The organism is Acidithiobacillus sp. TH-A117 (genome assembly GCF_057473465.1).
Map to the genome: position 1 here is coordinate 26322 of NZ_JBYCKQ010000033.1, position 21722 is coordinate 48043.

General features: G+C 57.5%; 23 protein-coding genes. 20 read left to right on the forward strand and 3 right to left on the reverse strand.

The annotated features are described in order from the left end of the window. Positions 1-8: 8 nt before the first annotated feature. Both AC2VLR_RS08230 and AC2VLR_RS08235 read left to right on the forward strand, forming a co-directional pair. Entirely contained in the window at positions 9-470 is a 462-nt protein-coding gene (locus AC2VLR_RS08230; RefSeq protein WP_486881699.1) for an NfeD family protein, read from the forward strand. Further along, positions 446-1375 (forward strand): SPFH domain-containing protein, encoded by a 930-nt coding sequence (locus AC2VLR_RS08235; RefSeq protein WP_486881700.1) that lies wholly within the window; start codon positions 446-448, stop codon positions 1373-1375. The genes AC2VLR_RS08230 and AC2VLR_RS08235 overlap by 25 nt, the downstream gene beginning before the upstream one ends. Positions 1376-1404: 29 nt before the next feature. Here the strand turns inward: AC2VLR_RS08235 and pgl are convergent, their stop codons facing one another. Further along, on the reverse strand, positions 1405-2115 hold the full coding sequence (pgl, locus tag AC2VLR_RS08240; RefSeq protein WP_486881701.1) for a 6-phosphogluconolactonase: 711 nt from the start codon (positions 2113-2115) through the stop codon (positions 1405-1407). 25 nt (positions 2116-2140) lie between these two features. Beyond that, a complete protein-coding gene (locus tag AC2VLR_RS08245; protein WP_486881702.1) occupies positions 2141-2836 on the reverse strand; it encodes a VIT1/CCC1 transporter family protein in 696 nt (231 codons plus the stop codon). A 102-nt stretch (positions 2837-2938) separates the two neighbouring features. On the opposite strand from AC2VLR_RS08245, the gene cysM reads away from it, so the two are divergent. The 17 genes from cysM to pepP all read left to right on the forward strand — a co-directional run bounded on the left by cysM (position 2939) and on the right by pepP (position 20449). Beyond that, positions 2939-3823, forward strand: a complete 885-nt coding sequence (gene cysM / locus AC2VLR_RS08250) for a cysteine synthase CysM (RefSeq protein ID WP_215844126.1) — start codon at positions 2939-2941, stop codon at positions 3821-3823. A 21-nt stretch (positions 3824-3844) separates the two neighbouring features. Further along, a complete protein-coding gene (locus tag AC2VLR_RS08255) occupies positions 3845-5899 on the forward strand; it encodes a hypothetical protein (RefSeq protein WP_486881703.1) in 2055 nt (684 codons plus the stop codon). A 575-nt stretch (positions 5900-6474) separates the two neighbouring features. Beyond that, a complete protein-coding gene (locus AC2VLR_RS08260; RefSeq protein WP_486881743.1) occupies positions 6475-6603 on the forward strand; it encodes a DUF1318 domain-containing protein in 129 nt (42 codons plus the stop codon). After that, the gene (locus AC2VLR_RS08265; RefSeq protein ID WP_486881704.1) at positions 6588-7409 is read left to right on the forward strand and encodes a 3'-5' exonuclease; all 822 of its coding nucleotides are present in this window, start codon (positions 6588-6590) and stop codon (positions 7407-7409) included. Before AC2VLR_RS08260 ends, AC2VLR_RS08265 begins: the two co-directional genes overlap by 16 nt. Then, positions 7396-8718, forward strand: coding sequence for a 23S rRNA (uracil(1939)-C(5))-methyltransferase RlmD (rlmD, locus tag AC2VLR_RS08270; protein ID WP_486881705.1), 1323 nt, complete (start codon positions 7396-7398; stop codon positions 8716-8718). The genes AC2VLR_RS08265 and rlmD overlap by 14 nt, the downstream gene beginning before the upstream one ends. Then, entirely contained in the window at positions 8708-9241 is a 534-nt protein-coding gene (locus AC2VLR_RS08275; RefSeq protein ID WP_486881706.1) for a L,D-transpeptidase family protein, read from the forward strand. Before rlmD ends, AC2VLR_RS08275 begins: the two co-directional genes overlap by 11 nt. Continuing rightward, positions 9242-11386: an APC family permease gene (locus AC2VLR_RS08280; protein WP_486881707.1), complete on the forward strand. Its 2145-nt coding sequence runs from the start codon at positions 9242-9244 to the stop codon at positions 11384-11386. It abuts the gene before it with no gap. A 7-nt stretch (positions 11387-11393) separates the two neighbouring features. Next, positions 11394-12407 (forward strand): beta-N-acetylhexosaminidase, encoded by a 1014-nt coding sequence (gene nagZ / locus AC2VLR_RS08285; RefSeq protein ID WP_486881708.1) that lies wholly within the window; start codon positions 11394-11396, stop codon positions 12405-12407. Between the two features lie 107 nt (positions 12408-12514). Then, a complete protein-coding gene (gene rpsF, locus AC2VLR_RS08290) occupies positions 12515-12910 on the forward strand; it encodes a 30S ribosomal protein S6 (protein ID WP_215842639.1) in 396 nt (131 codons plus the stop codon). Between the two features lie 17 nt (positions 12911-12927). After that, a complete protein-coding gene (gene rpsR, locus AC2VLR_RS08295) occupies positions 12928-13200 on the forward strand; it encodes a 30S ribosomal protein S18 (RefSeq protein ID WP_010637680.1) in 273 nt (90 codons plus the stop codon). A gap of 15 nt (positions 13201-13215) precedes the next feature. After that, the gene (locus AC2VLR_RS08300; RefSeq protein WP_486881709.1) at positions 13216-14133 is read left to right on the forward strand and encodes a DUF2232 domain-containing protein; all 918 of its coding nucleotides are present in this window, start codon (positions 13216-13218) and stop codon (positions 14131-14133) included. A gap of 37 nt (positions 14134-14170) precedes the next feature. Further along, positions 14171-14617: a 50S ribosomal protein L9 gene (gene rplI, locus AC2VLR_RS08305; RefSeq protein ID WP_486881710.1), complete on the forward strand. Its 447-nt coding sequence runs from the start codon at positions 14171-14173 to the stop codon at positions 14615-14617. A gap of 26 nt (positions 14618-14643) precedes the next feature. Then, the gene (gene dnaB / locus AC2VLR_RS08310) at positions 14644-16017 is read left to right on the forward strand and encodes a replicative DNA helicase (RefSeq protein WP_486881711.1); all 1374 of its coding nucleotides are present in this window, start codon (positions 14644-14646) and stop codon (positions 16015-16017) included. A gap of 62 nt (positions 16018-16079) precedes the next feature. Beyond that, complete coding sequence (gene alr, locus AC2VLR_RS08315; RefSeq protein ID WP_486881712.1) at positions 16080-17174, forward strand: alanine racemase; 1095 nt, start codon at positions 16080-16082, stop codon at positions 17172-17174. Next, positions 17171-18520 carry a DNA repair protein RadA gene (radA, locus tag AC2VLR_RS08320; protein ID WP_486881713.1) on the forward strand — a complete coding sequence of 450 codons (1350 nt, stop codon included), beginning with the start codon at positions 17171-17173 and terminating at the stop codon, positions 18518-18520. Before alr ends, radA begins: the two co-directional genes overlap by 4 nt. 124 nt (positions 18521-18644) lie before the next feature. Then, complete coding sequence (locus AC2VLR_RS08325) at positions 18645-18998, forward strand: DUF4168 domain-containing protein (protein WP_486881714.1); 354 nt, start codon at positions 18645-18647, stop codon at positions 18996-18998. Positions 18999-19120: 122 nt separating this feature from the next. Continuing rightward, positions 19121-20449: a Xaa-Pro aminopeptidase gene (gene pepP, locus AC2VLR_RS08330; RefSeq protein ID WP_486881715.1), complete on the forward strand. Its 1329-nt coding sequence runs from the start codon at positions 19121-19123 to the stop codon at positions 20447-20449. Between the two features lie 8 nt (positions 20450-20457). Here the strand turns inward: pepP and AC2VLR_RS08335 are convergent, their stop codons facing one another. Next, positions 20458-21039, reverse strand: a complete 582-nt coding sequence (locus AC2VLR_RS08335; RefSeq protein ID WP_486881716.1) for an RlpA-like double-psi beta-barrel domain-containing protein — start codon at positions 21037-21039, stop codon at positions 20458-20460. A gap of 270 nt (positions 21040-21309) precedes the next feature. Between AC2VLR_RS08335 and AC2VLR_RS08340 the strand changes: the two genes are divergently transcribed. Continuing rightward, positions 21310-21615: an Lpp/OprI family alanine-zipper lipoprotein gene (locus AC2VLR_RS08340; protein ID WP_215842630.1), complete on the forward strand. Its 306-nt coding sequence runs from the start codon at positions 21310-21312 to the stop codon at positions 21613-21615. The last annotated feature ends 107 nt before the right edge of the window (positions 21616-21722 follow it).

Here is a 21722-nt window from a genome sequence, read left to right on the forward strand (position 1 = left end):
TGACTACCATGCTCTTCGTCTATGTCATTATTGCTTTTGTGGCTGGCGTGGCCGAACTGTTTACCGGAACTTTTTATCTGGCGGCAGTGGCATTGGCCGCCCTGTTTACGGCCATTACCGGGCTTTTGTTGCCCGGAACCATTTTACATTGGGTGTTTCTGGGCTTTTGTCTGGTGCTGCTGCCTGCCGGTATGGCTTTTCGTCATCATCTGGCCAGTAAAGCCCAAGGGTTGCAGGACTTTGATCTGGGCCAGGGCGTCGATGTCATCGGTGGTCCCGACCAGAACGATCACTACACGGTGCGTTACCGGGGAAGTGAATGGATGGCGGTGGTGGATGATGGACCCGCTCCCTGCGCGGGCGATCGTGCGGTGATCATCGGCAAGACTGATAACCTGCTACATTTAGGCGTATTACCCCGGCAAGATGCCGACAAGGAGTCTCTATGTCCTCCCTCATCATCATCCTGATTGTTATTGTTGCGGCATTCCTGATCCTGCGCACCACCATCCGGGTCGTGCCGCAACAACGTGCCTGGGTTATCGAACGTCTGGGCAAATACCACGCCGTTCTGGAACCCGGCCTGAATTTCATTATTCCTTTTCTGGATCGGGTGGCCTTTCGCTTCGATATGCGCGAAGTACCCATGGAAGTCCCGGCCCAGGCCTGTATCTCTTTGGATAACACCACCATGACGGTGGATGGTGTGCTTTATCTGCAGATTACCGATTCGGTGAAGGCCGCCTATGGTTCCAGCAATCCTTTTACCGCCGTCATCCAGCTGGCCCAGACCACCATGCGTTCGGAAATCGGCAAGTTGCACCTGGATGTGGCCTTGTCTTCACGGCAGTTGCTCAATACCGCCGTGGCTTCTGCGGTAGATGAAGCGGCGCTGAACTGGGGCGTGAAGGTGCTGCGCTATGAGATTCGGGATATTACTCCGCCCGCTGAAATCATTCGGGCGATGGAGCTTCAGATTACCGCCGAGCGGGAAAAACGCGCCATGATTGCCAAATCAGAAGGCCAGCGGCAGCAGCAGATCAATACCTCAGAAGGCCAACGGCAGCAGGAAATCAATGTGGCGGATGGGCGCAAGCAGGCTGAAGTGCTGCGCGCTGAAGGCGAAGCCACGGCCATAAAGTTGGTAGCCGAGGCGACGGCCGGGGCCATTCGCGTGATTGGCGAAGCTGCTCACGAACCGGGTGGTTTTGAGGCCCTGCAAATGCAGTTGGCCAAAGATTATATCGAAAAATGGGGAAATCTGGCCAAGAGCAGTACCAGCCTGGTCATCCCGGCAGATCTGGGCAATGTGGGGGCGTTGGTGGGTACCGCCTTGTCCATGGTCAAGCAGTCCCAAGCCAGCGCCAGCGAATAGCTTGTGGGCGGCGGCACGCCTGTTGCCGTCTATCGGGTTTCTGGCAATATTTCCGGCCAGGCGGCCATGTCCAGCCACACATCAGCATCACTGCCCACTGTCGTGGCCGGAATAGGCGCGTTCTGCAGCCAGGCCCGCAGAGCATTTTGTTTGCCAGCGCCACAGACCAGAAAAAACAGGGCCCGGGTTTGACGCAGCCGCCAGGCACTGAGGCTGACTCTCTCCGCCGGAGCCTTGGCGGCATCAAAAATAGCCAGAGTGGCGGGTGTGCGTGTGTCCTGGCCCCAGTCATGGCCGGGAAACAGGCTGGCGGTGTGACCATCCTCGCCGAGACCGAGAAGGACCAGATCGAAGGGTTGCCGGGGCAGCACTTCGGCATAGATCCGGGCGGCTTCTTGTGCGCCCTTTTCTGCCGGGATGTGATGAATCTGGGTGCGGGGGATGGGCACTTGGGATAACCAGGTGGCTTCCAGCATCACGCTGTTACGTTCGGCAGCGTCCACCGCCAGGCAGCGCTCATCGCCATGATAAATATGCCAGTGCTGCCAGTCGCTCCCCAGCGCGGGCAAATGGACATAGGCGGCGCGAGGGGTATTGCCGCCTGCTAGCACCAGATGAAAAGCCCCACGCCGGGCGATAGCTTCAGCGGCCATCCGGGCAATGGCGGCAGCCAGTCGGGTGCTGATTTCTGCGTTATCGGGATAAATATGCCATCGCGGTGAGATTTTTTCTCGAAGCATGCTGAATTCCTTCTGACGTCGAAACCTAGCTGATGGCCTGACTCAGCAGATGACCGACCAGTGCCGTAAAAGCCAATGCCACACTCCCCCAGAATAGCACGCGCAGCGCTCCGGCGCGGACCTTGGCGCCGCCGATGCGCGCCGAAATCCCTCCTAACAGAGCCAGCAAGATCAGGGTAATGATAAACAAAGCCGGCAATGCATAGGCATGAGGCATCAACGTGCTGATCAGTACCGGCGGTAGAGCGCCGCTGATAAAGGAAATTGCGGAGGCTGTGGCCGCCTGCAGCGGGCGCGCCTTGGCTACTTCTGTCAACCCCAGTTCTTCTCGGGCATGGGCTTCGAGGGGGTCGCGCTGCATCAGCTGAAAAGAAACCTGTCGAGCCAAGGCCTCATCCAGTCCCCGATCCATGTAGATTTTACAAAGCTCCAGTTGTTCCAGTTCGGGGTTTTTCCGAATTTCCTGGGCTTCCTGATGCAATTGGGCTTTTTGGCTGTCGCGCTGGGAGCTGACCGAAACATATTCCCCCGCTGCCATAGATAAGGCCCCGGAGAGCAAGGCTGCTACTCCGGCCAGCAGGATCTGGTCATGATTGGCCTGGCCGGCAATGACGCCACTGAGCAGTCCAGCCGTGGAGAGCAGGCCATCATTGGCACCCAGTACACCAGCACGCAGCCAGCCGGTATTTTTTTCGTGATTTTCAGAGTGGTTGTTGTCCATTGCCGGTTTTGCTGTCGACTTTAGTGAAGGGGCAAGATAGCCCATCTTTGCCGCTTGGGTCTATGATGAAGGCCTATCCGGAAACGATATGAGGAGAACAGGATGGCTGGTCTGGAAGACTGGGTGGGCAATACGCCCCTTTGCGAATTGAGTAGTCTGGCACCCCGTGCCGGCGTCCGGATTTTTGGCAAGCTGGAGGGCAACAATCCGGCGGGTTCCGTCAAGGATCGCCCGGCCATGAACATGATCCGTCGCGCCCTGGAGCGGGGCACCATCAACACTTCCACACGCCTGATTGAGCCTACTAGCGGAAATACCGGGATTGCCCTGGCTATGGCTGCTTCGGTGCGGGGTATTCCGATGACCCTGATCATGCCCGAAAACATGAGCATTGAGCGCCGCCAAGTAATGCGCGCTTATGGCGCCGAGGTCATATTGACTCCGGCAGAAGGCAGTATTGAGGGTTCCATTGATCTGGCCCGGCAGATGGTGGCAGCTGGTGAAGGGGTCATGCTCGATCAGTTTTCCAATCCGGACAATCCGGAAGCCCATTATCTCAGTACCGGACCGGAAATCTGGCGGGATACCCGGGGCACAGTGACCCATTTCGTATCATCCATGGGCACCACCGGCACGATCATGGGAACTTCCCGGTATCTGCGGGCCGTGAATCCAGCTATTCAGATTGTCGGCGTACAACCTGCTGAAGGAGCGAAAATACCGGGAATCCGCCGCTGGCCGGAGGCCTATCTGCCGAAAATCTATCATCGCGAGATGGTCAGCCAGATTGAGGACGTGACCCAGGAAGAAGCCGAAGATATGACCCGGCGTCTGGCCCGGGATGAAGGGGTGCTGGCGGGTATTTCTTCGGGGGGCGCGGTGGCTGCTGCCCTGCGCGTGGCCCGCAATCTGGAGCAGGGGGTGCTGGTTGCCATTATTTGCGATCGTGGTGATCGTTACCTGAGTACGGGTATTTTCCCGGCCTGAGTGGCGATGCAGGCTTTCACCATGTTCCGTGCACGGGCGTTCCTCCGGGGCTGGATCAGCCTGTTGCTGCTCTGCGGCTGTGGACTCTTGCTCGCGGACTCTGCCGGGGCGCAAACCCTGGAAATCAGTGCCGCCAGCGTGCAGGGGGCAGGCTGGCAAGCGCAGCACCTGCGGATGTTGCTGCAGACCCGTTCCCGCAGCGTCGCTCAGCTGCAAATGCAGGCTGGAGCCGTGACGACGGGCAAGCAACGGATATGGCAAAAAATGCAGGGTCATTGCATCTTGCAGACCCGGCATGGCTGGTCCTGTACCGGCCTGCATCTGGCGGTTTCGGGAAGTCCCTGGGGAGGGCTGCAGAGTGGCGGTCGCTTACAGGCGCTACGTAGCGATGGCGCGGGTAGCTTGCAGCTCCATCTGCAAGGGGCAACATTCGGGCACCTGGCCCTGCATGCCCGGAGTGGGGCAACGGGGCACTGGCAAATGCAGGCCCAGGGAGAGCTGGCTCTGAAAGAATGGGTCCCCGCCCTGCATCTCCTTCCCGCTCACTGGCAGGCGGGCGGCGCGCTGCATTGGCAGGTAACGTCTGATGGAGAAAACTGGTCACAGGTAAAGCGGATGCATTTTGTGGCGCAGCTGCAGAAGGGGCAGTTCAGTAGCCCTGATGGTTTGCAAGCCGCCCAGAATGTGGCCGCAACGCTCACGGGTGATGGCCAATGGCAGCAACACTGGCAGGGACAAATGCAGCTTCGCTGGAGCGAGGGCGGGGTATTGTGGAGTCCCTGGTACTGGGCGGCGCCGGTGCATCCGGTGATAGTGCATAGTGATTGGCAACAGACGGCGCAACAGTGGCGTCTGGACCGGGGCCGTATCGACTGGCCGGAACTCGGCACAGCCAGTTTCGCCGTGAGTCGGCCGATTCATGGTGCTTCCATGCGCTGGGATTTGCGCGATGTGGATGTCGGCTTGGAACCTCTCTTCGCGACCTGGATCAAACCCTTGTTGCCGGCCAGTAGTTTTGCGGCGCAAGCCCTGCTGGCCGGACGCCTGCACTTTTCTGTGGGCGGCGATCCGGCGTTGCACGCCCTGCGTTGGGATCTTCAGAACGGCAGTTTTTCTAGTCCGCCCATGAGCTTGCAGGGGGTCAGCAGCCATGGGGCCTGGGGCGAACATTCGCCGGTGGAAAGCGCGGTGTTTCATTGGCAGCGCGCTACCCTGTACCACATTCCTCTTGGACCCGTGGCGCTGCGGCTGGCTCTGCACCCTGGCGGTTTTGCCTTGTACCATCCCCTGGATATTCATCTTCTAGGTGGTGTTCTGCATTTTCAGCAACTCTCCGGGCATTGGCGGGGGACGCATTCCGGCTTTGCCATGCGTGGTGACCTGAAGGGGCTGAGTATGCGATCACTGACCCGGATCATGCACTGGCCGCCATTTACCGGGACGATTCAGGCCACCATACCGGAACTGACCTACCATGCCGGTACCATTCGCACCAGCGGCGAATTGAGTGCGGGTATTTTCGGGGGCAAAGTCCGGGTCCGTGATTTGCAGGTGCAAAATTTCCTGGGTGTGATGCCCCTGTTGCGGGCCAATATCTCGGTACAGGGGTTACAGTTGAAGCCGCTCACCGAAGCCTTTCACTTTGGTTATATCAGCGGCGTGCTGGATGGGGATTTGCGTCATCTTTACCTGCTGAACTGGTCTCCCGAGGCTTTTCAGGGCCGTTTCGCGACCGTAAAGACCCCGGGCGTTCCCCAGAAAATCAGTTATCAGGCCGTTCAAAGCATTACCAAATTAGGCGGGGGAGAGGGCATCAGCGGCTTTTTTCAGGGGATGTTTTTACGTTTGTTCAAGACCTTCAGTTACCGTCAGTTGGGAATGGGGATTGACCTGGACAATGGCATCGCCGAGCTTTCAGGAGTGGGGACAGAAAATGGTGGTTTTGTGATTTTGCAGGGACAAGGGCTGCCCAGGGTGGATATAGTGGGGTACAATCGCCGGGTCAGTTGGGATGAATTGCTGGCCAGACTGAAAACGGCCATGGAAACCGGACCGCAGATGCACACAGGAGAATAGACAGAGATGATCAGGCAAAATTGGCTGAAAACCCGCAGCGCCCAGGCACTGTTGCTGCTGGGCATGCTCGTGGGCCTTTCGGCTTGCGTCACTGTGAATATTTATTTTCCGGCTGCGGCGGCCAAGCGCCTGGCGGACCAGGTGGTGGGTGAGGTGTATAAGGCGGCTGCCCATGGCGCAGTAGTTACTCCCCCGGCCCCCGCCGCTGCAGTGCCTGATCAGTCAGCTCCGGCAGCAACCGCCCCTGCCGCTTCGCCGGCCCCCAGCGCTTTTGAGCGCCTGACCCCGGCCCATGTGGCAGGATATCTGCTGGCTACGGGGTTTTCGGTCGTGAGTACTCCGGCTGAAGCGGCGGCCGACTTGAATGCCTCCAGCCCCGGGGTGCAGGCTGCCCGGGCTCAGCTGGAAGCCATTGCCGCGCAGATGCGCCCCTATTTCGAGAGTGGTGCAGTGGGCTGGACTGCCAATGGCCTGGTCGCCATTCATGACGCAGCGGCGGTGTCCTTGCAGGCTCGCGCTGGTCTCAGCGGGTTGGTCAGAGCAACAACAGTGCCCTGCAGAATCTTTATCAGCAAATTGCCAATGCCAATGGGCATCCCGACTGGGAAGGACAAATTCAGCAGACCTTTGCCCAGACCTGGATCAGCAAGGCTCCGGCCGGATACTGGTACCAGAATGCCAGTGGGCAGTGGCAGAAGAAATAAATCCTACTTTGCAGAATATCCTGGTTTTTGATATCGAGACCATTCCGGATATTGCCGGAGGTCGGCGTCTGCATGGTATTGACCTGGCCGATGATGCGGGTGTGGCGGAGTTGCTGCAGCATCAACGCCGTATTGAAACCCAGGGAGCCACTGAGTTTTTGCGCCCCTATCTGCATCAGGTGGTGGCCATTTCCGCCTTGTGGTGGCAGGGCGATCAGGTCAAGCTCAGCAGCTTTGGAGCGTTAGGCGATAGTGAAGCCACCCTGGTGCATGCCTTCTTCCAGATGATTCAGCGCCACGCCCCGCAACTGGTGTCCTGGAATGGTGCCGCTTTTGATCTGCCGGTGCTGCATTACCGGGCTTTCCTGCACGGCATTCCGGCGGCGCGCTACTGGGAGCAGGGGCAGAGTGACAGTAACTATCGCTGGAATAATTACACCAGTCGTTATCATGAACGCCATCTGGATCTTATGGACCTGCTCTCCGGGTATCAGGCCCGGAATGTAGCTCGTCTGCAGGACATGGCCTTGTTGCTGGGTTTACCCGGCAAGCTCGGTATGAGTGGTGCAGAAGTGCTGACGCATTACCAGCAAGGGGAAATAGCCTCCATCCGCCATTACTGCGAAGTGGATGTGCTCAATACCGCCTTGATGCATCTGCGCTTTGAGTTCACCCGGGGGCACCTCGACAAATCCACCTACGAAGCCCGACAAACCCAGTTGCGCAGCTATTTACAGCACCGTGATGAGGTCCATATCCGGGAGTTTCTCGACTTGTGGCCGGAAAACCTGCATGTCGCGCCCTAAACTTATTCGCGATGCCGTACCCGAAAGGGTGCATATTGAGAGCCTGGATGGCGAAGGACGCGGTATTGCCCGGGTCGATGGTAAGGTGCTGTTTGTGGATGGTGCCCTGCCCGGCGAATATGTGCTGGCCCGGCGCACGGAAAATCACAAGACCTTTGAGCGGGGGGAAACGGTAGCTCTCCTGAAAAGCTCGTCCTTGCGGGTGACACCGCCCTGTCCGCATTTTGGACTCTGCGGCGGTTGCAGTTTGCAGCATCTGGAGTTGACGGCGCAGGTGGCCATCAAGCAACGACAGTTGGAGGATAATCTCTGGCGCATTGGCAAAGTGCGTCCCCAACGGATTTTGCCGCCTATTTTCGGAACAGGCCTCGGCTATCGCAGCAAGGCGCGACTGTCGGTGCGCACGCCCAAAACCCGGGGGGCACTGGTCGGCTTCCGGGAGCGCAGCAGCAACTATGTGGTGGACATGCAGCAATGTCTGGTGCTAGACCCCAGAGTGGGACAGCGTATTGCGGAATTGCGGGCCTTGATCAGTCAGATGCAGTCGCCCCAGGATTTTCCCCAGATTGAGGTGGCCTGCACGCCTGATGCCGTGGCCCTGGTATTCCGGCACATGCGTCCGTTGGCAGACAGTGATATCCAGCATCTGCGCCAGTTCGGGCAGGATCACGACCTGCAAATCTGGTTGCAGCCGCGCGGTCCCGATACCCTCCATCCACTTTTTCCCGAACAGCCTCCCGCCCTGCATTATGACCTGCCTGATTATCAACTGCGCATGCGCTTTGATCCGCTGGTTTTTACCCAGGTGAATCAGCCGGTCAATCAGGTGATGGTGCGTCGCGCCATGGCCTTGCTGCGCCCCCAGGCGGGTGACCATATCCTTGATTTGTTTTGTGGGCTGGGAAATTTCACCCTGCCCATCGCCCGTCTGGGTGCTGAAGTGCTGGGTATCGAAGGCGATGCGCGACTGGTGGCTTTGGCCACGGAAAATGCTGCTGCTAACGGTCTTTCTGCCCTGGCCCGCTATCAGGTGGCAGATCTGACCCGGGCGCAGATGGGCGATTTTCAGATGGCAGGGAAAATCGACAAAATGCTTATTGATCCTCCCCGCAGTGGGGCCATGGAAGTGTTGCAAAGCCTGACCCCCAGCGTTGCCCGTCTGGTCTATGTGTCCTGTAATCCGGCGACCCTTGCCCGGGATGCCGAATATCTGGTGCATCAGCGCGGCTATACCCTGCGCGCTGCCGGTGTCGTCAACATGTTCCCCCATACTGCCCATGTCGAATCCATCGCCCTCTTTGAAAAATGACCCCCCTGCCCACTGGCTGTGGGTGGACGTGCCCAGTCAGCAACTGCGGGTGATGGCGGCTCTGGACGAGCAGACCCAATATCCGGTGTCTACGGCCCGCAACGGCTTGGGAGAGTTGCGTGACAGCGCCTGTACGCCACGCGGCTGGCATCAGGTCCGCGCAAAAATCGGCGCGGGCTTGCCGAATAACGCCATCCTGCGCGGGCGGCGCTGGACCGGAGCGTGCTTTTCTCCCCGGGATGCGACCGATATCCCCCAGCAAGACTGGATACTGGGGCGGATTCTCTGGCTCTCGGGGATGGAGCCGGGACTGAATAGCGGCGCCTTGCAAGATACTTTTCGCCGTTATATTTACATTCATGGCACGGCTGATACCACGCGGCTTGGCCAACCTGTTTCAGCAGGCTGTATTCGTATGCATCCCGAGACGATATGCAGCCTTTTTCCAGCGATTGCGCCGGGATTCCCGGTTTTTATCGGGCTACAACCCCCTGTTGATTTTCCCCCGTTGAGGAGGTCCTGAATGGCCTGGATTCGCTTACCCCGATTTCGCCGCGCCGTAAACGTATTCAACCCGAAACTGTTTGAGAGTTTGTCCCTGGCGGCCTTTCTGGCCTGGGTGGGGTTGGGATCAGACGCTTTGTCCTCGTCGGCCTATGGTCCGCCGGAAATTTATTATGCCTTGAAGGGCCATGAATATCTCGCAGTTTTTCTGGCGATTGGTATCCCGATTTCGGTATTCATCATTTCGGCGGGTTATAAACAGGTGATTGCCCTCTTTCCGGATGGAGGCGGTGGTTATCACACCGCCTCGACCCTGCTCGGTCCCAAGGCGGGGCTGGTCAGCGGTTCGGCCCTGATTGTGGATTATGTGCTGACGGCGGCCATTTCCGTAGCTTCGGGTACCGAAACGCTGCTCAGCAGTTTACCCGCCTACTGGTACAGCGAACGCATTCTGATTGATGTGGCCATTCTGCTATTCCTGATTTTCATCAATCTGCGGGGCATGAAGGAATCCATCAAGATTCTCCTGCCCATTTTCATGGCGTTCGTCGCCACCCACATCATCATGCTGGGTTTTGGTCTGGTCAGCCATGTGGGCGATTTTCCGAGTATTGCCAGCAACACTATAGCCGGTGCCCGGAACGACGATCAGCTCTATGGCTGGATATTCATCGCCGCCCTGGTCATGCGCGCTTTCAGTCTGGGTGGCGGAACCTACACCGGTCTGGAGGCAGTGGCCAACGGCGTGCACATCATGCGTGAACCGCGTATCCAGACCGGGCAGCGTACCATGACTTTGCTGGCTACCTCCCTGTCACTGGTGGCGGGAAGCCTGATTTTTCTGTATCTGATGTACCATGTTCATGAACACTCCGGGCAGACCCTGAATGCTGTTCTCTATACGGCTATCACCAGCGACTGGACCATTGCCGGGATCCATTTTGGTCCCACGGCCACGGTCATCACCCTGGTGACCGAAGGCCTGCTGCTGTTCATCGCCGCCAACACCGGTATTATCACTGCTCCCATTGTCATGGCCAATATGGCGGTGGACCGCTGGCTGCCCGAACGTTTTTCCTACCTCTCGGATCGCTTTGTATCGCGCAACGGCATTCTTCTGGTGGGTTTTGCGGCAGTAGCCATCTTGCTGGCTACCGGCGGGCATGTCAGCATTCTCGTGGTGCTCTACAGTATCAACGTGTTTATCACCTTTACCTTGACCATGGCGGGATTGAGCAGGCACTGGTTTACCCAGCGCCGTCACGAACCCCACTGGAAAGGTCGCCTTACCATCAGTGTGTTGGGTTTTATCGTGACGGCCTCTATTCTGGCCATCACCATTTTTGAAAAATTCGATGCCGGTGGCTGGTTTACCTTGCTGGTGACCTTGATTGTGGTGGTGCTCGGCTATCTGATTTACCGGCATTACAAGAGCATTCGCAAAATTACCGCCGAGCTGGATGAAACCATGCTGGATGTGGTTCCCGAGCACCTGGAGCCCGGCCCCAATTTACCCCTGGATCCCCGGGGGGCGACGGCGGTGTTTTTTGTGAGCCGTTTTGATGGTCTGGGCTTGCATACCCTGCTGACGGCCCATCGGATGGTGGGTGGCTTCGTCAAAAATTACGTGTTTCTGCTGGCGGGTATTGTCGGGCAAGGCGAATTCAAGGGTATCAAGGCGTTGGAAGACCTGAAGGTGTATGTAGAAGCAGAAGCCAATCAATATATGGCCTTCTGTCGTAATGAAGGGATGGCGGCTACCTGGTTTGCCACCTATTCCACGGATCGGATTCTGGCCATGGAAGAGTTGGCCGATGTGGCCATCCGTTATTTTCCGCAAAGTATCTTTTTTGCGGGGCGCGTCATCGACAATCGGGCCAGGGGACCCTTCCATGGTCTGTTGCATGATGAAGTCAGTTTTATTGTTCAGGATCGTTTGCAGCATGACGGATTCAGTATGATGATCGTCCCGGTGCATGTGCATGGTATTCCCAGTCAGCCGCCGCGCATTGAGCTGCCGATTTCCATGTCGCCGGACATGGAGCTGGTCCAGCAGGAAGACGCAGACAAGGAGGGCAGCAAGGCCAAGGCCCAAGCGCAGGAAACCGGCGAAGCAACAGAACAGCCGACGAGCGGAAACTCCCAGGATGCCCCCCGGAACTGAACGAATCATGCCGCGTGGTCCCCTGATGGTGGATATCGCCGGCCTGCAGCCTATGCCGGAAGAGCGGCAGATGCTCTGCGAACCGGCCGTCGGCGGCGTGATTCTCTTTTCCCGCAACTGTCAGGATGCCCGCCAGGTCCAAGCGCTCTGTCAGGATATCCATGCCCTGCGCAGCCCGCCGCTGCTGATCGGCATCGATCAGGAAGGCGGCCGGGTACAGCGTCTCAAGGAGGGGGTGACCCGTTTCCCGCCCATGGCCAGATTGGGCTACCGGGCTGAGCAGCAGGGGCTGCAAAGTGCCCAATCCCTGGCTTATGGCTGGGGGCGTCTGCTCGGTGCGGAATTACGGGCGCTGGACGTGGATTTCAGTTTTACCCCTTGCCTGGATCTGGATCGCGGTGTTTCCCGGGTGATCGGTGATCGGGCCATTCACCGCAATCCCGCATGGGTAGCGGCCCTTGCCAAGCGTCTCTGGCAGGGGATGTCTGATTCTGGTTTGCAGGGGGTGGGCAAGCATTTTCCTGGTCATGGCGGCGTAGCAGCCGATTCCCATCATGATTTGCCCAGGGATGAGCGGCCGCGTAGCGCCCTGGAGGAGGATATGCGCCCTTTCAGGGACTTGATCCAGGCGGGGCTTCCAGCCATTATGCCTGCCCATTGTCTGTATCCGCAGGTGGACTCCGAAAATCCTGCGGGCTTTTCCAGTGTCTGGCTCAAGGACGTGCTGCGGCAAGAGATGGGGTTCACAGGGGTCATTGTCAGTGACGATTTGAGTATGGGCGGAGCTCATGGGGCAGGTGCAATGACCGCGCGGGTGGATGCGGCGCAGCAGGCCGGCGCCGATCTGCTGCTGGTTTGCAATGATCCTGACGGTGCTCGTATGGCCATTGCCCATCTGCAAAATCAGGGGATAAGGGCTGGCGCAGCACGGTTGGCATCCCTGGCGGGAACAGCCGGAACGCCACTGCCAACGGCCGAGCGCGCCCACTATGTGCGGGAAATTGCCGAAATATCCAGTTAAGCTCTTGTTTTTCCCACGCCGCGTATTAGAATACGCCCTCACCAATTTTTACTCCTTGTTCGGACGATGGGCGTCCGGACTCCGCAGTGAACCATAAGGAGCAACGTTTGCGTCATTATGAAATCGTGTTTCTGGTCCATCCTGATCAGAGTGAACAAGTTCCCCAGATGATTGAACGCTATCGCGGCATGATCGAAGCCGATGGCGGTCGTTTTCATCGTTTGGAGGATTGGGGCCGTCGGCAGCTGGCTTACCCCATCAAAAAGGCCCACAAGGCCCATTATGTGCTGATGAATGTCGAATGCAGCGGCACGGCTCTGGCTGAAGTCGAAGATGCTTTCCGTTTCAACGACGCCGTATTGCGGCATCTGATTCTGGCTCGCGAAGAAGCGGTGACAGAAGCTTCCTTCTTGGCCCGTGATGAAAATGACCGGCGTGAGCGCGTTGAAACTGACGACGAAGAAAGTGAAAGCATTGACAATGAAGCCGTTGAGACGGCCTGATTCAAGGAGCAGACAAGATGGCATTTAATCGGGATAGAGATCGGGATGGTGATGGTGACAAGCGCGGTGGCGGCAATTTTACCCGGCGCCGCAAGTTCTGCCGTTTCAAGGCGGAAGGCGTCAAGGAAATTGATTACAAGGATCTGAAAACCTTGCAGGCTTATGTGGGCGAGACCGGTAAAATTGTCCCCAGCCGGATTACCGGCACCAGCAATTTGTATCAGCGGCAGTTGACCACCGCCATCAAGCGCGCGCGTTTCCTGGCATTGTTGCCCTACGTTGTGCGTTAAGGCACTGACGGAGCGGTGACGGCGCTGCCACAGGGTGGAGTTCTGCGCTGGTTTCTCAGCGGACGCTGGCAAGCCGGTTTAAGTATTGCTGTTCTGTTCAGTCTGGCCGGATTGGTTCCCTTTCTGGCGGCGCCGCTGTTTTTGAACTGCGTGGCCCTGGTGGCGCTGGTAACGGTGCAGGCAGGTCGCAAGGAAAGCCTGGAGGTACTGGTCATCGCTGGCATTGCCAGCATGCTCTTTACCCTCAACCCCTGGTTTGGGCTGATGTTTGTCCTGGTGGCCTGGCTGCCCGGCCGTTTGCTGGGCGAGGGGCTGCGCTGGGATACCCAGTGGAGTGGGGTGGTCTGGGTGCTGATGGGCCTCTCTCTGCTGACGCTGGTGCTGATGTTGTGGGTAGTCCCGCTGGGAGCCGGGCCAGGATTCTGGCAGACCCAGATGATGCAGATGCTGAAGCCGCTCAGTGCGGAGATCAGCAATGCACAGATGACTGCCGTGTTGCGGATGGCGCCTCTGTTGCCGGGGATCGCGGCTGCCGGTCTGGTTTTACTGTGGATGCTGGCAGCCCTGCTGGCCAGCCGTTGGTTAGAGCGGTATCAGGGCCTGGAACGGCCGCAACGGGTTTACGGCAATCTGGAATTGCCGGGATGGCTGATCTGGCTGGTGGTGGCGACCCTGCTGGGTGTCAGCCTGTTGCACGGACCGTGGGCCTGGCCTTTGCAGAATCTGGGGCTGCTGCTGGGAACCTGGTACCTTTTGCAGGGTTTGAGCTTTGTGCATTTATGGTTTGCGGCCAGGGGCTGGCCGGCAATGGCGCTGGTGGGGCTGTATATCGTCCTGATTTTGTTGTCACAGCTGCTGCTGGTGCTGAGTGTGCTGGGGGTGCTGGATCGGGTGTTCCACTTGCGGCATAGACTATTGAGACCGCGTTCCTGAGGAACGTTTTGCAAGGATTTTTGGGAGGATTTGGAAGATGAAAGTGATTTTGCTGGAACGGATTAACAAATTAGGTCGTCTGGGCGATGTGGTTGAAGTCAAACCTGGCTATGGACGTAACTTTCTGGTGCCCCAGGGCAAGGCGGTAGTCGCCAACCAGCGCAATCTGGAAGAATTTGCCGAGCGCAAGGCTGCCCTGGAGCAGGTTGAAATGGAACGTCTGCAGGCTGCTCAGCAGCGCGCTGCCGCCCTGGCGGAGGCCGTGGTAAAAATTGCCCTGCAGGCGGGTGAAGATGGCCGCCTGTTCGGTTCCGTGGGTTTGCATGATATCAGTGCGGCTCTCAAGGCCCAGGGACATGAAGTGGCCCATACCGAAATCCGCCTGGTGGACGGCCCCATCAAGCGGATTGGTGAATTTCCGGCGCGGGTCCATCTGCATCCTGAAGTCGAGCTGGATGTCATGGTGTTTGTCGAGCGGGCCTGATTTTCTGACCGGTCGAGGCAGCGATCTTGTATGAAGGGGATGACTACGGCGCTGGTGTAAAAGCGCCGCCCCATTCTATTGAAGCCGAGCAATCGGTGATTGGCGCGCTGCTGATTGATCCGGAATCTGCGGATCAGGTCATGGAAGCTGTCGCTGCCGAAGATTTTTATGAACGTCGTCATCGGCTGATTTTCCAGACGATTCACGATATGCTCAACGCCGGGCGCGTGGTTGACGCAGTCACGGTGTCCGAGACCTTGCAGGATCACGAACAGCTCGCCGATGCGGGCGGCGTTCAATATCTGCTTCTGCTCGCCAATGAAACTCCCTCTGCCGCCAATGTACTGGCCTATGCCCGCATTGTCCGGGAGCGGGCTGTTTTGCGTGAGCTGATTCGGGTTGGTCGGGAAATTGCCGAATTGGCCTACCGACCCGAAGGCCGGGCTGCCCATACCCTGCTGGATGAAGCCGAAAGTCGGGTTTTTCGTCTGGCCGAAGGCCAGCAGCGGGCTGGCAAAGGGTTCTTGCAGTTGAAAGAGGCCCTGCCCGCCGTGATTGACCGTATTGAGGCTATCGCCCGCGAAAAAAAGGGCGTTACCGGTCTGGCTACCGGCTTCGTCGATCTGGACGAAAAAACCTCCGGGATGCATCCCGGCCAGCTGGTGATTGTGGCGGGACGTCCCAGTATGGGCAAAACCTCTTTTGCCATGAATATTGCTGAGCATGTGGCCTGTGTGGAGGGTAAAAACGTGCTGGTATTCAGCATGGAAATGCCTACCGACGAAATTGTTTTGCGCGCCTTGTCGTCCCGGGGGCGGGTGGACCAGCACCGGCTGCGCAACGGCACCCTCGGCAACGACGATTGGCCGAGATTGGCCCACGCTATCGGCGAGTTGGGTACGGCCCCGCTTTTTGCCGATGATTCGGCGGCCCTGTCGCCGGCAGATTTGCGTTCCCGGGCCCGGCGTCTGAAGCGGGAACAGGGCCTCGATCTGATTGTCGTGGATTATCTGCAGCTCATGCAGGTTCCTGGCCGGGGAGACAACCGGGTGGCCGAAATATCCGAAATCAGCCGTTCCCTGAAAGCTCTCGCCAAGGAATTGGCCATTCCAGTCATTGCCCTGTCCCAGCTCAATCGCAGTCTGGAAAACCGGACGGAAAAGCGGCCGCAGATGTCGGATTTGCGCGAGTCAGGCGCCATTGAGCAGGATGCCGATTTGATTTTGTTCCTGTATCGGGATGAGGTGTACAACAAGGACAACGAAGAAGTGAAGGGTATTGCCGAAGTGATTATCGGCAAGCAGCGCAATGGTCCCATCGGCACCGTGCGAATGAGCTTTTTCGGAGAGTACACCCGCTTTGAAAATTATGCCCCGACGGGTGGCGACTACCCCCACTAGCTTTTTCGTTTTCCGGAATTTTTACTCGGGTTTTCAGCCTGCCTTGGGGTATGATAACGATCATGACCCGTCCGATTGTCGCTGAAATTTCCCGCTCTGCTCTGGCCCATAATCTCCGTGTGGCCCGAGACCACGCGCCCCGTTCCAGAATCATGGCGGCAGTCAAGGCCAATGCCTACGGGCATGATGTGCAGCTCTGTGCCCCGGTCCTGGCGGCTGCCGGAGTGGATGCCTTTGCTGTGGCTTCCCTGGAAGAAGCCGAAACCATCCATGCCTTGAATCTGGGCAAGCCCATCTGCCTGCTGGGCGGCCCCTTTGCCGCCGAAGAAGTATCTGTGGCTGCAGAACGGGGATATTGGCTGGTCATTCATGAAGACCGTCAGTTACGCTGGCTGGAAAATCGGGCGGCGCAGCAGGACCTGCAGGTTTTCATCAAGGTGGATACGGGAATGCATCGTTTGGGTTTTGCGCCCGAGGGCCTTGCGGAAATTTTCGCGAAACTGCAGGCCTACCCACACTGGCAGGTATTGGGGCTGATGAGTCATCTGGCCCGCGCGGATCATCCGGAAGATCCTTTTAATTCGCAACAGATCGGGGTTTTTGACCAGGCGCTGCAGAGCTTTTCCGGGCAGACACTGGGGCAGCATAGTCTGGCCAATTCCGGCGCTGTTCTGGCCTTGCCCGCAGCCCATCAATACTGGGTGCGTCCGGGGTTGATGCTCTACGGATTGTCTCCTTTTGCCGACCGGAACGGGATTGATATCGGCCTGCAACCCGTACTTTCCTGGCGCAGCGAGATTGTCGCCACGCGTCAGCTCCAGGCGGGTGAATGGTTGGGTTATGGTGCCACCTGGCAGGCTCCGGCGGCTTGTCGGGTCGGCGTGGTTGCGGCGGGCTACGGAGATGGTTATCCACGTCAGTTGGGGACGGACACAGCGGTAACAGTGGCCGGCCAGCCCACCCGGACGCTGGCGCGGGTCAGTATGGACATGCTCTTTGTGGATATTACCCATATTCAGGCAGATATTGGCAGCGTGGTGCATTTGATGGGTGCCGGAGGTCCTGCGCTGGAGTTCATGGCTGCAAGCCTGGATACCATTCCATACGAAATGAGTTGCCGTATTCAGATGCGGGTGCCGCGCAGGCTGGGTCCATGAGCCGGGATAAAAACGTGTTCGTCTGTCAGGACTGTGGCAGCAACAGCAGCAAATGGCTGGGCCGCTGCCCGGATTGTGGTGCCTGGAACAGTTTTGTGGAACAGCGGGTTGAAAAAAGCAGTCTGCGTGCGCAAACAGCTTTCAGTAATGCCAGCCCGCCGCAGTTTCTCCATGCCGTCCCTCTGGAAGATCTGGGCCGTCGCACAACGGGATTGCAGGAACTGGACCGGGTGCTGGGCGGCGGGCAAGTGCCGGGGGCGGCCATATTGCTGGGCGGCGAGCCGGGTATCGGCAAATCCACCCTGCTGTTGCAGACTGCTCATCATCTGAGCCTGAACAGCCGGGTGCTCTATGTGACCGGAGAGGAGTCTGCCGCCCAGGTTGCTATGCGCGCGCAACGTCTTGGCATCGCCCGGAGCCCGCTGCGGGTACTGGCAGAAAACCATCTGGAAGCCCTCGAAGTCCTGCTCCAGGCAGAAAAACCCGATTTGTTGCTGGTGGACTCCATCCAGACCCTGTACACCGACAGTCTGCAATCCGCGCCCGGATCGGTAGCCCAGGTGCGGGAATGTGCGGCGCGTCTGGTACGTTTTGCCAAAGCCAGCGCCACGACCCTCTGGTTGGTCGGGCATGTCACCAAGGAGGGTGCCATTGCCGGCCCGCGTGTGCTGGAACATATGGTCGATACTGTATTGTATTTTGAAGGTGAAGCGGGCAGTCCTTACCGGATAGTCCGCGCCATCAAGAACCGCTTTGGTGCCGCCAATGAGTTAGGGGTTTTTGAGATGCAGGAAGCGGGGCTCAAGGAGGTCGCCAACCCCTCCCAACTGTTTCTTTCTCAACATGAAAAACCAGTGCCCGGCAGCGTCGTCCTGGCCACCCAGGAGGGCACCCGCCCACTGTTGGTCGAAGTGCAGGCGCTGGTGACCCCCAGCCCTCTGGCGAATCCCCGCCGGGTGGCCATTGGCCTGGATCCCAATCGCTTGTCCTTGCTGCTGGCAATTTTGCACCGCCATGGGGATACCCAGTTTTTTGATCAGGACGTGTTCGTCAATATTGCCGGAGGTATCCGGGTCAATGAGCCTGCTGCGGATCTGGCGGTGGCGATGGCTTTATTGAGTAGTTTTCGCAACAAGGCACTGACAGGTCGGCGGGTGGTTTTTGGTGAATTGGGTCTGGCAGGAGAAGTGCGGCCTGTGGCCGATGCCCAGGGACGTATTCGTGAGGCCGTCAAGCTGGGTTTCACCGGAGCAATAATGCCGCGCAGTGATCAGTTGCCGGCCCCTGACAATTTCAGGATCACTGCGGCGTTGCGCCTCGGGGACGCCATGGATGCCGCATTTTAGGGTGATGGGGACGGCTTGCAAAATCGCTTGGGAGCCGTTAGGGTAGCGACTGTATGTTTGCCAAGTGTTCACATAATATACTGATATATGTCGTTTATTTTGCTTGTCCAAGAGGAGAAATAGCATGCGGAAATCATTGATTCAGTCCCTTCGTTCCGGTCTTGTGCTGGCAGCGTTGGGTGTTGTGGGATTGGGCAGCAGCATGGCTTTTGCCGCCACGGCGGCAAGTCCTGCCCAGGTGAAAGATTTTGCCCATGCGGTGCAACAGATCAAACCGTTGAATGAGCAGGCGCATGCTGAAATCAGTCAGAAAGGCGTCAGTAAAGCAAAGCAGGATGCGGTCAAAAGGTCCTATATGCAAAAAGTGGATAAGGTGCTGGAGAGTAATCACCTGAGCGCTGCTGAGTATTCGAACATGCTCAAGCAGACCCAGACGGATCCGGCTTTTGCCAAGGAAGTCGAAGCGGCCATGCACTAGTTCTCGGGGCCCATTGCATGCAGTGATGTACCTCCGATAGTCACGTTTTGCGGCTTGTAACGGGTAACTATTTTTAACCCAACCGCGTTTGTGGCATCATGGGGCCATAGGAGATATGCCCCATGACCCAATTACCTACTCCCGATTATGTTTCCCGCAGACGCCAGCTCATGCAGAAAATGCATGACGCCTCTGTGGCGATTATTCCTACCGCTCTTCCCAAGCAGCGTAACAGCGATGTGCAATATCCCTTTCGGGGAGACAGTGATTTTTTGTACCTTACTGGCTTTAATGAACCCGAAGCCGTACTGGTGCTGGTTCCCGGTCATCCTGACGGAGAGCAGATCCTGTTCTGTCGCCCCCGTGACCCAGCCCGGGAAACCTGGGATGGACGGCGGGCGGGCCTGGAAGGAGCCCTCAGTCAATGCCAGGTGGATCAATGTTATTCCATCCATGACCTGAACGAGCAGATGCCCGGGTTGCTGGAAAATCGGGAGTTGTTGTTCTATCCCATGGGCCAGAGCAGCGATTTTGATGCCAGAGTGATGCACTGGCGCAATCTGGCCAAAGGCAAAACGCGTCAAGGTGTACGCTATCCTCAAGAGGTTGTTGATGTCGGCAGCCTTATTCACGAAATGCGGTTATTAAAAGACGCAACTGAGCTGGAATGTATGCGGGCTGCTGTAGGCATCAGTGGCGCCGGACATCGGCATGCCATGCGCCAATGCCAACCTGGAATGATGGAGTATGCGCTCTGTTCGGAAGTGGAGCATGTTTTCCGGCGTCTGGGCTCACCCAGTGTGGCTTATCCCAGCATTGTCGGAGGCGGTGAAAACGGCTGTATTCTCCACTACACCGAAAATAATGCTGAATTACGGGATGGTGATCTGGTCCTGATTGATGCTGGTGCAGAGATTGCGGGTTATGCAGGAGATATTACCCGGACTTTTCCGGTCAACGGTCAGTTCAGTCCGGCCCAGCGGGAAATCTATGAAATCGTGTTGGCTGGCCAGGAAGCCGGAATTGCCGCAGTGCGGGCGGGTCGTCCGGTTTCTGATTATCATGATGAGGCCGTCAAGGTGCTGGTGGATGGGTTGCGTGACCTGAAAATCCTCACCGGCAGTCGTGATGCGCTGATCGAGCAGGGCGCCTACAAGGCTTTCTACATGCATGGCACCGGACATTGGTTGGGGCTGGATGTGCACGATGTCGGGCAGTATCGTCGCGCCGACAAGTCCTCACGGCCACTGGAACCAGGCATGGTATTGACTGTTGAGCCGGGACTGTATTTCGCACCAGCCAATCCATCCGTGCCGGAAAGATGGCGGGGAATCGGCATTCGCATTGAAGATGACGTGGTAGTGACTGCGGGCGAGCCGGAAATTCTTTCCCAATCGGTTCCCAAGAAAATCGCCGACATAGAGGCGCTGATGGCTGCCGGGCCCCTCTGAATAAAAGGTCAGACGCCGTGCGCGGCGCTGTGATAGGCGTGGACAAAGCGTAGACGGGCTTGCCTGACCCCAAAATCCAGGGCCTGTTGCACACTGCCCATCAGGATGTCTGCAGCCATGTGGAAGCGTGGGCTCATGGTATCCCAGACCACACCATGAATGATGGTGCCTGAGGGGAGAATGATGTCGATTTTTTCACCGCAGCGGTTACTGCCATTTCTACGTAGAAAAAGATCCGGAGACAAGGCAATCTGACCCGGGCGAGTGGGTCCGCAGGCGGACATCCCTGGATTTCCATTGGTTTGGCTGGGAAGGGCATTATATGCCGTCACCCGGCGCAAATAAAAAACCTGATGGCGGGCGATCAGCGCTCCATCTCCAGGGCTGTCAGGGGTTGCTGTCTGTTGATGCGGCTGATCTCCTGTATTTTCCAGAGCATCTGGATGGGCAGGATCAGTCCTGGCGAGCTTTTTTTGAACGATCTGCGTGAGTATGCCGGCAGGCAATCCGGAAGGATCCAGGGCCAGAGCATTGGGTAAAAGCAAAGCTATCAGGGCGACCCCCACGCCGGTGGATAGGCTTTTAATCATGCATATCTCCGATTTTGAGTAGGACTTCTTTCTCAAATCATCAAACGGAACAATATTTTATAAAAAATAAAGGAAAAATCAAGAAGATAATTTTAATTGTTTAAGAACATATGCTTGCGTGGTGGTTGGCGATGTCCGAAGCAGGGGGTTGCAGGTTTTGCAGTCAAAATGCGGCCAGTACAATGTAATAGCATAAATGGTACTAGCGTATTGTTGTTTTTTTGGCTATTATTCCTCTGCTCGTTTTCCAACCCAACAAAGGAGACTGCTATGAGCAAGTTCACCACCGCTTTGAAAGTAACTGCGCTGATTTTGCCCTTGGGCCTGGCCGGTTGCGCTACCAGTTCTGACCTCGCCAAGGTTTCTGCCAAGGCTGACGCCGCGCAGTCCACCGCCAACGAGGCTCTTGCCAAGGCCAATGCCGCGCAGAGCACGGCTACCGACGCCCTGAGCAAGGCCAATGCCGCGCAGAGCACGGCTGATCAGGCCATGAGCACTGCCAATGCTGCCAACCAGAAGGCTGAAGAAGCCAATGAGAAGGTAGAGCGCATGTTCAAAAAGGCGATGATGAAGTAATTTATCGCTGTAGTGTATGTGAAAAGGCCCCGGCGGGTTTCTGCCGGGGCCTTTGTTTTGGCATTCTCTAACCGGCAGTACCTCTGATGGTGCCCCTTATTTGTAAT

Coding starts and splice junctions, on each gene's coding strand:
- radA (WP_486881713.1), top strand. CDS start 17,171: ATGAGCCGGGATAAAAACGTGTTCGTCTGTCAGGACTGTGGCAGCAAC.
- AC2VLR_RS08245 (WP_486881702.1), bottom strand. CDS start 2,836: ATGGACAACAACCACTCTGAAAATCACGAAAAAAATACCGGCTGGCTG.
- pepP (WP_486881715.1), top strand. CDS start 19,121: ATGACCCAATTACCTACTCCCGATTATGTTTCCCGCAGACGCCAGCTC.
- AC2VLR_RS08340 (WP_215842630.1), top strand. CDS start 21,310: ATGAGCAAGTTCACCACCGCTTTGAAAGTAACTGCGCTGATTTTGCCC.
- rpsR (WP_010637680.1), top strand. CDS start 12,928: ATGGCATTTAATCGGGATAGAGATCGGGATGGTGATGGTGACAAGCGC.
- rlmD (WP_486881705.1), top strand. CDS start 7,396: ATGTCGCGCCCTAAACTTATTCGCGATGCCGTACCCGAAAGGGTGCAT.
- AC2VLR_RS08335 (WP_486881716.1), bottom strand. CDS start 21,039: ATGATTAAAAGCCTATCCACCGGCGTGGGGGTCGCCCTGATAGCTTTG.
- AC2VLR_RS08235 (WP_486881700.1), top strand. CDS start 446: ATGTCCTCCCTCATCATCATCCTGATTGTTATTGTTGCGGCATTCCTG.
- alr (WP_486881712.1), top strand. CDS start 16,080: ATGACCCGTCCGATTGTCGCTGAAATTTCCCGCTCTGCTCTGGCCCAT.
- AC2VLR_RS08325 (WP_486881714.1), top strand. CDS start 18,645: ATGCGGAAATCATTGATTCAGTCCCTTCGTTCCGGTCTTGTGCTGGCA.
- pgl (WP_486881701.1), bottom strand. CDS start 2,115: ATGCTTCGAGAAAAAATCTCACCGCGATGGCATATTTATCCCGATAAC.
- rplI (WP_486881710.1), top strand. CDS start 14,171: ATGAAAGTGATTTTGCTGGAACGGATTAACAAATTAGGTCGTCTGGGC.
- AC2VLR_RS08230 (WP_486881699.1), top strand. CDS start 9: ATGCTCTTCGTCTATGTCATTATTGCTTTTGTGGCTGGCGTGGCCGAA.
- nagZ (WP_486881708.1), top strand. CDS start 11,394: ATGCCGCGTGGTCCCCTGATGGTGGATATCGCCGGCCTGCAGCCTATG.
- AC2VLR_RS08280 (WP_486881707.1), top strand. CDS start 9,242: ATGGCCTGGATTCGCTTACCCCGATTTCGCCGCGCCGTAAACGTATTC.
- cysM (WP_215844126.1), top strand. CDS start 2,939: ATGGCTGGTCTGGAAGACTGGGTGGGCAATACGCCCCTTTGCGAATTG.
- AC2VLR_RS08255 (WP_486881703.1), top strand. CDS start 3,845: ATGTTCCGTGCACGGGCGTTCCTCCGGGGCTGGATCAGCCTGTTGCTG.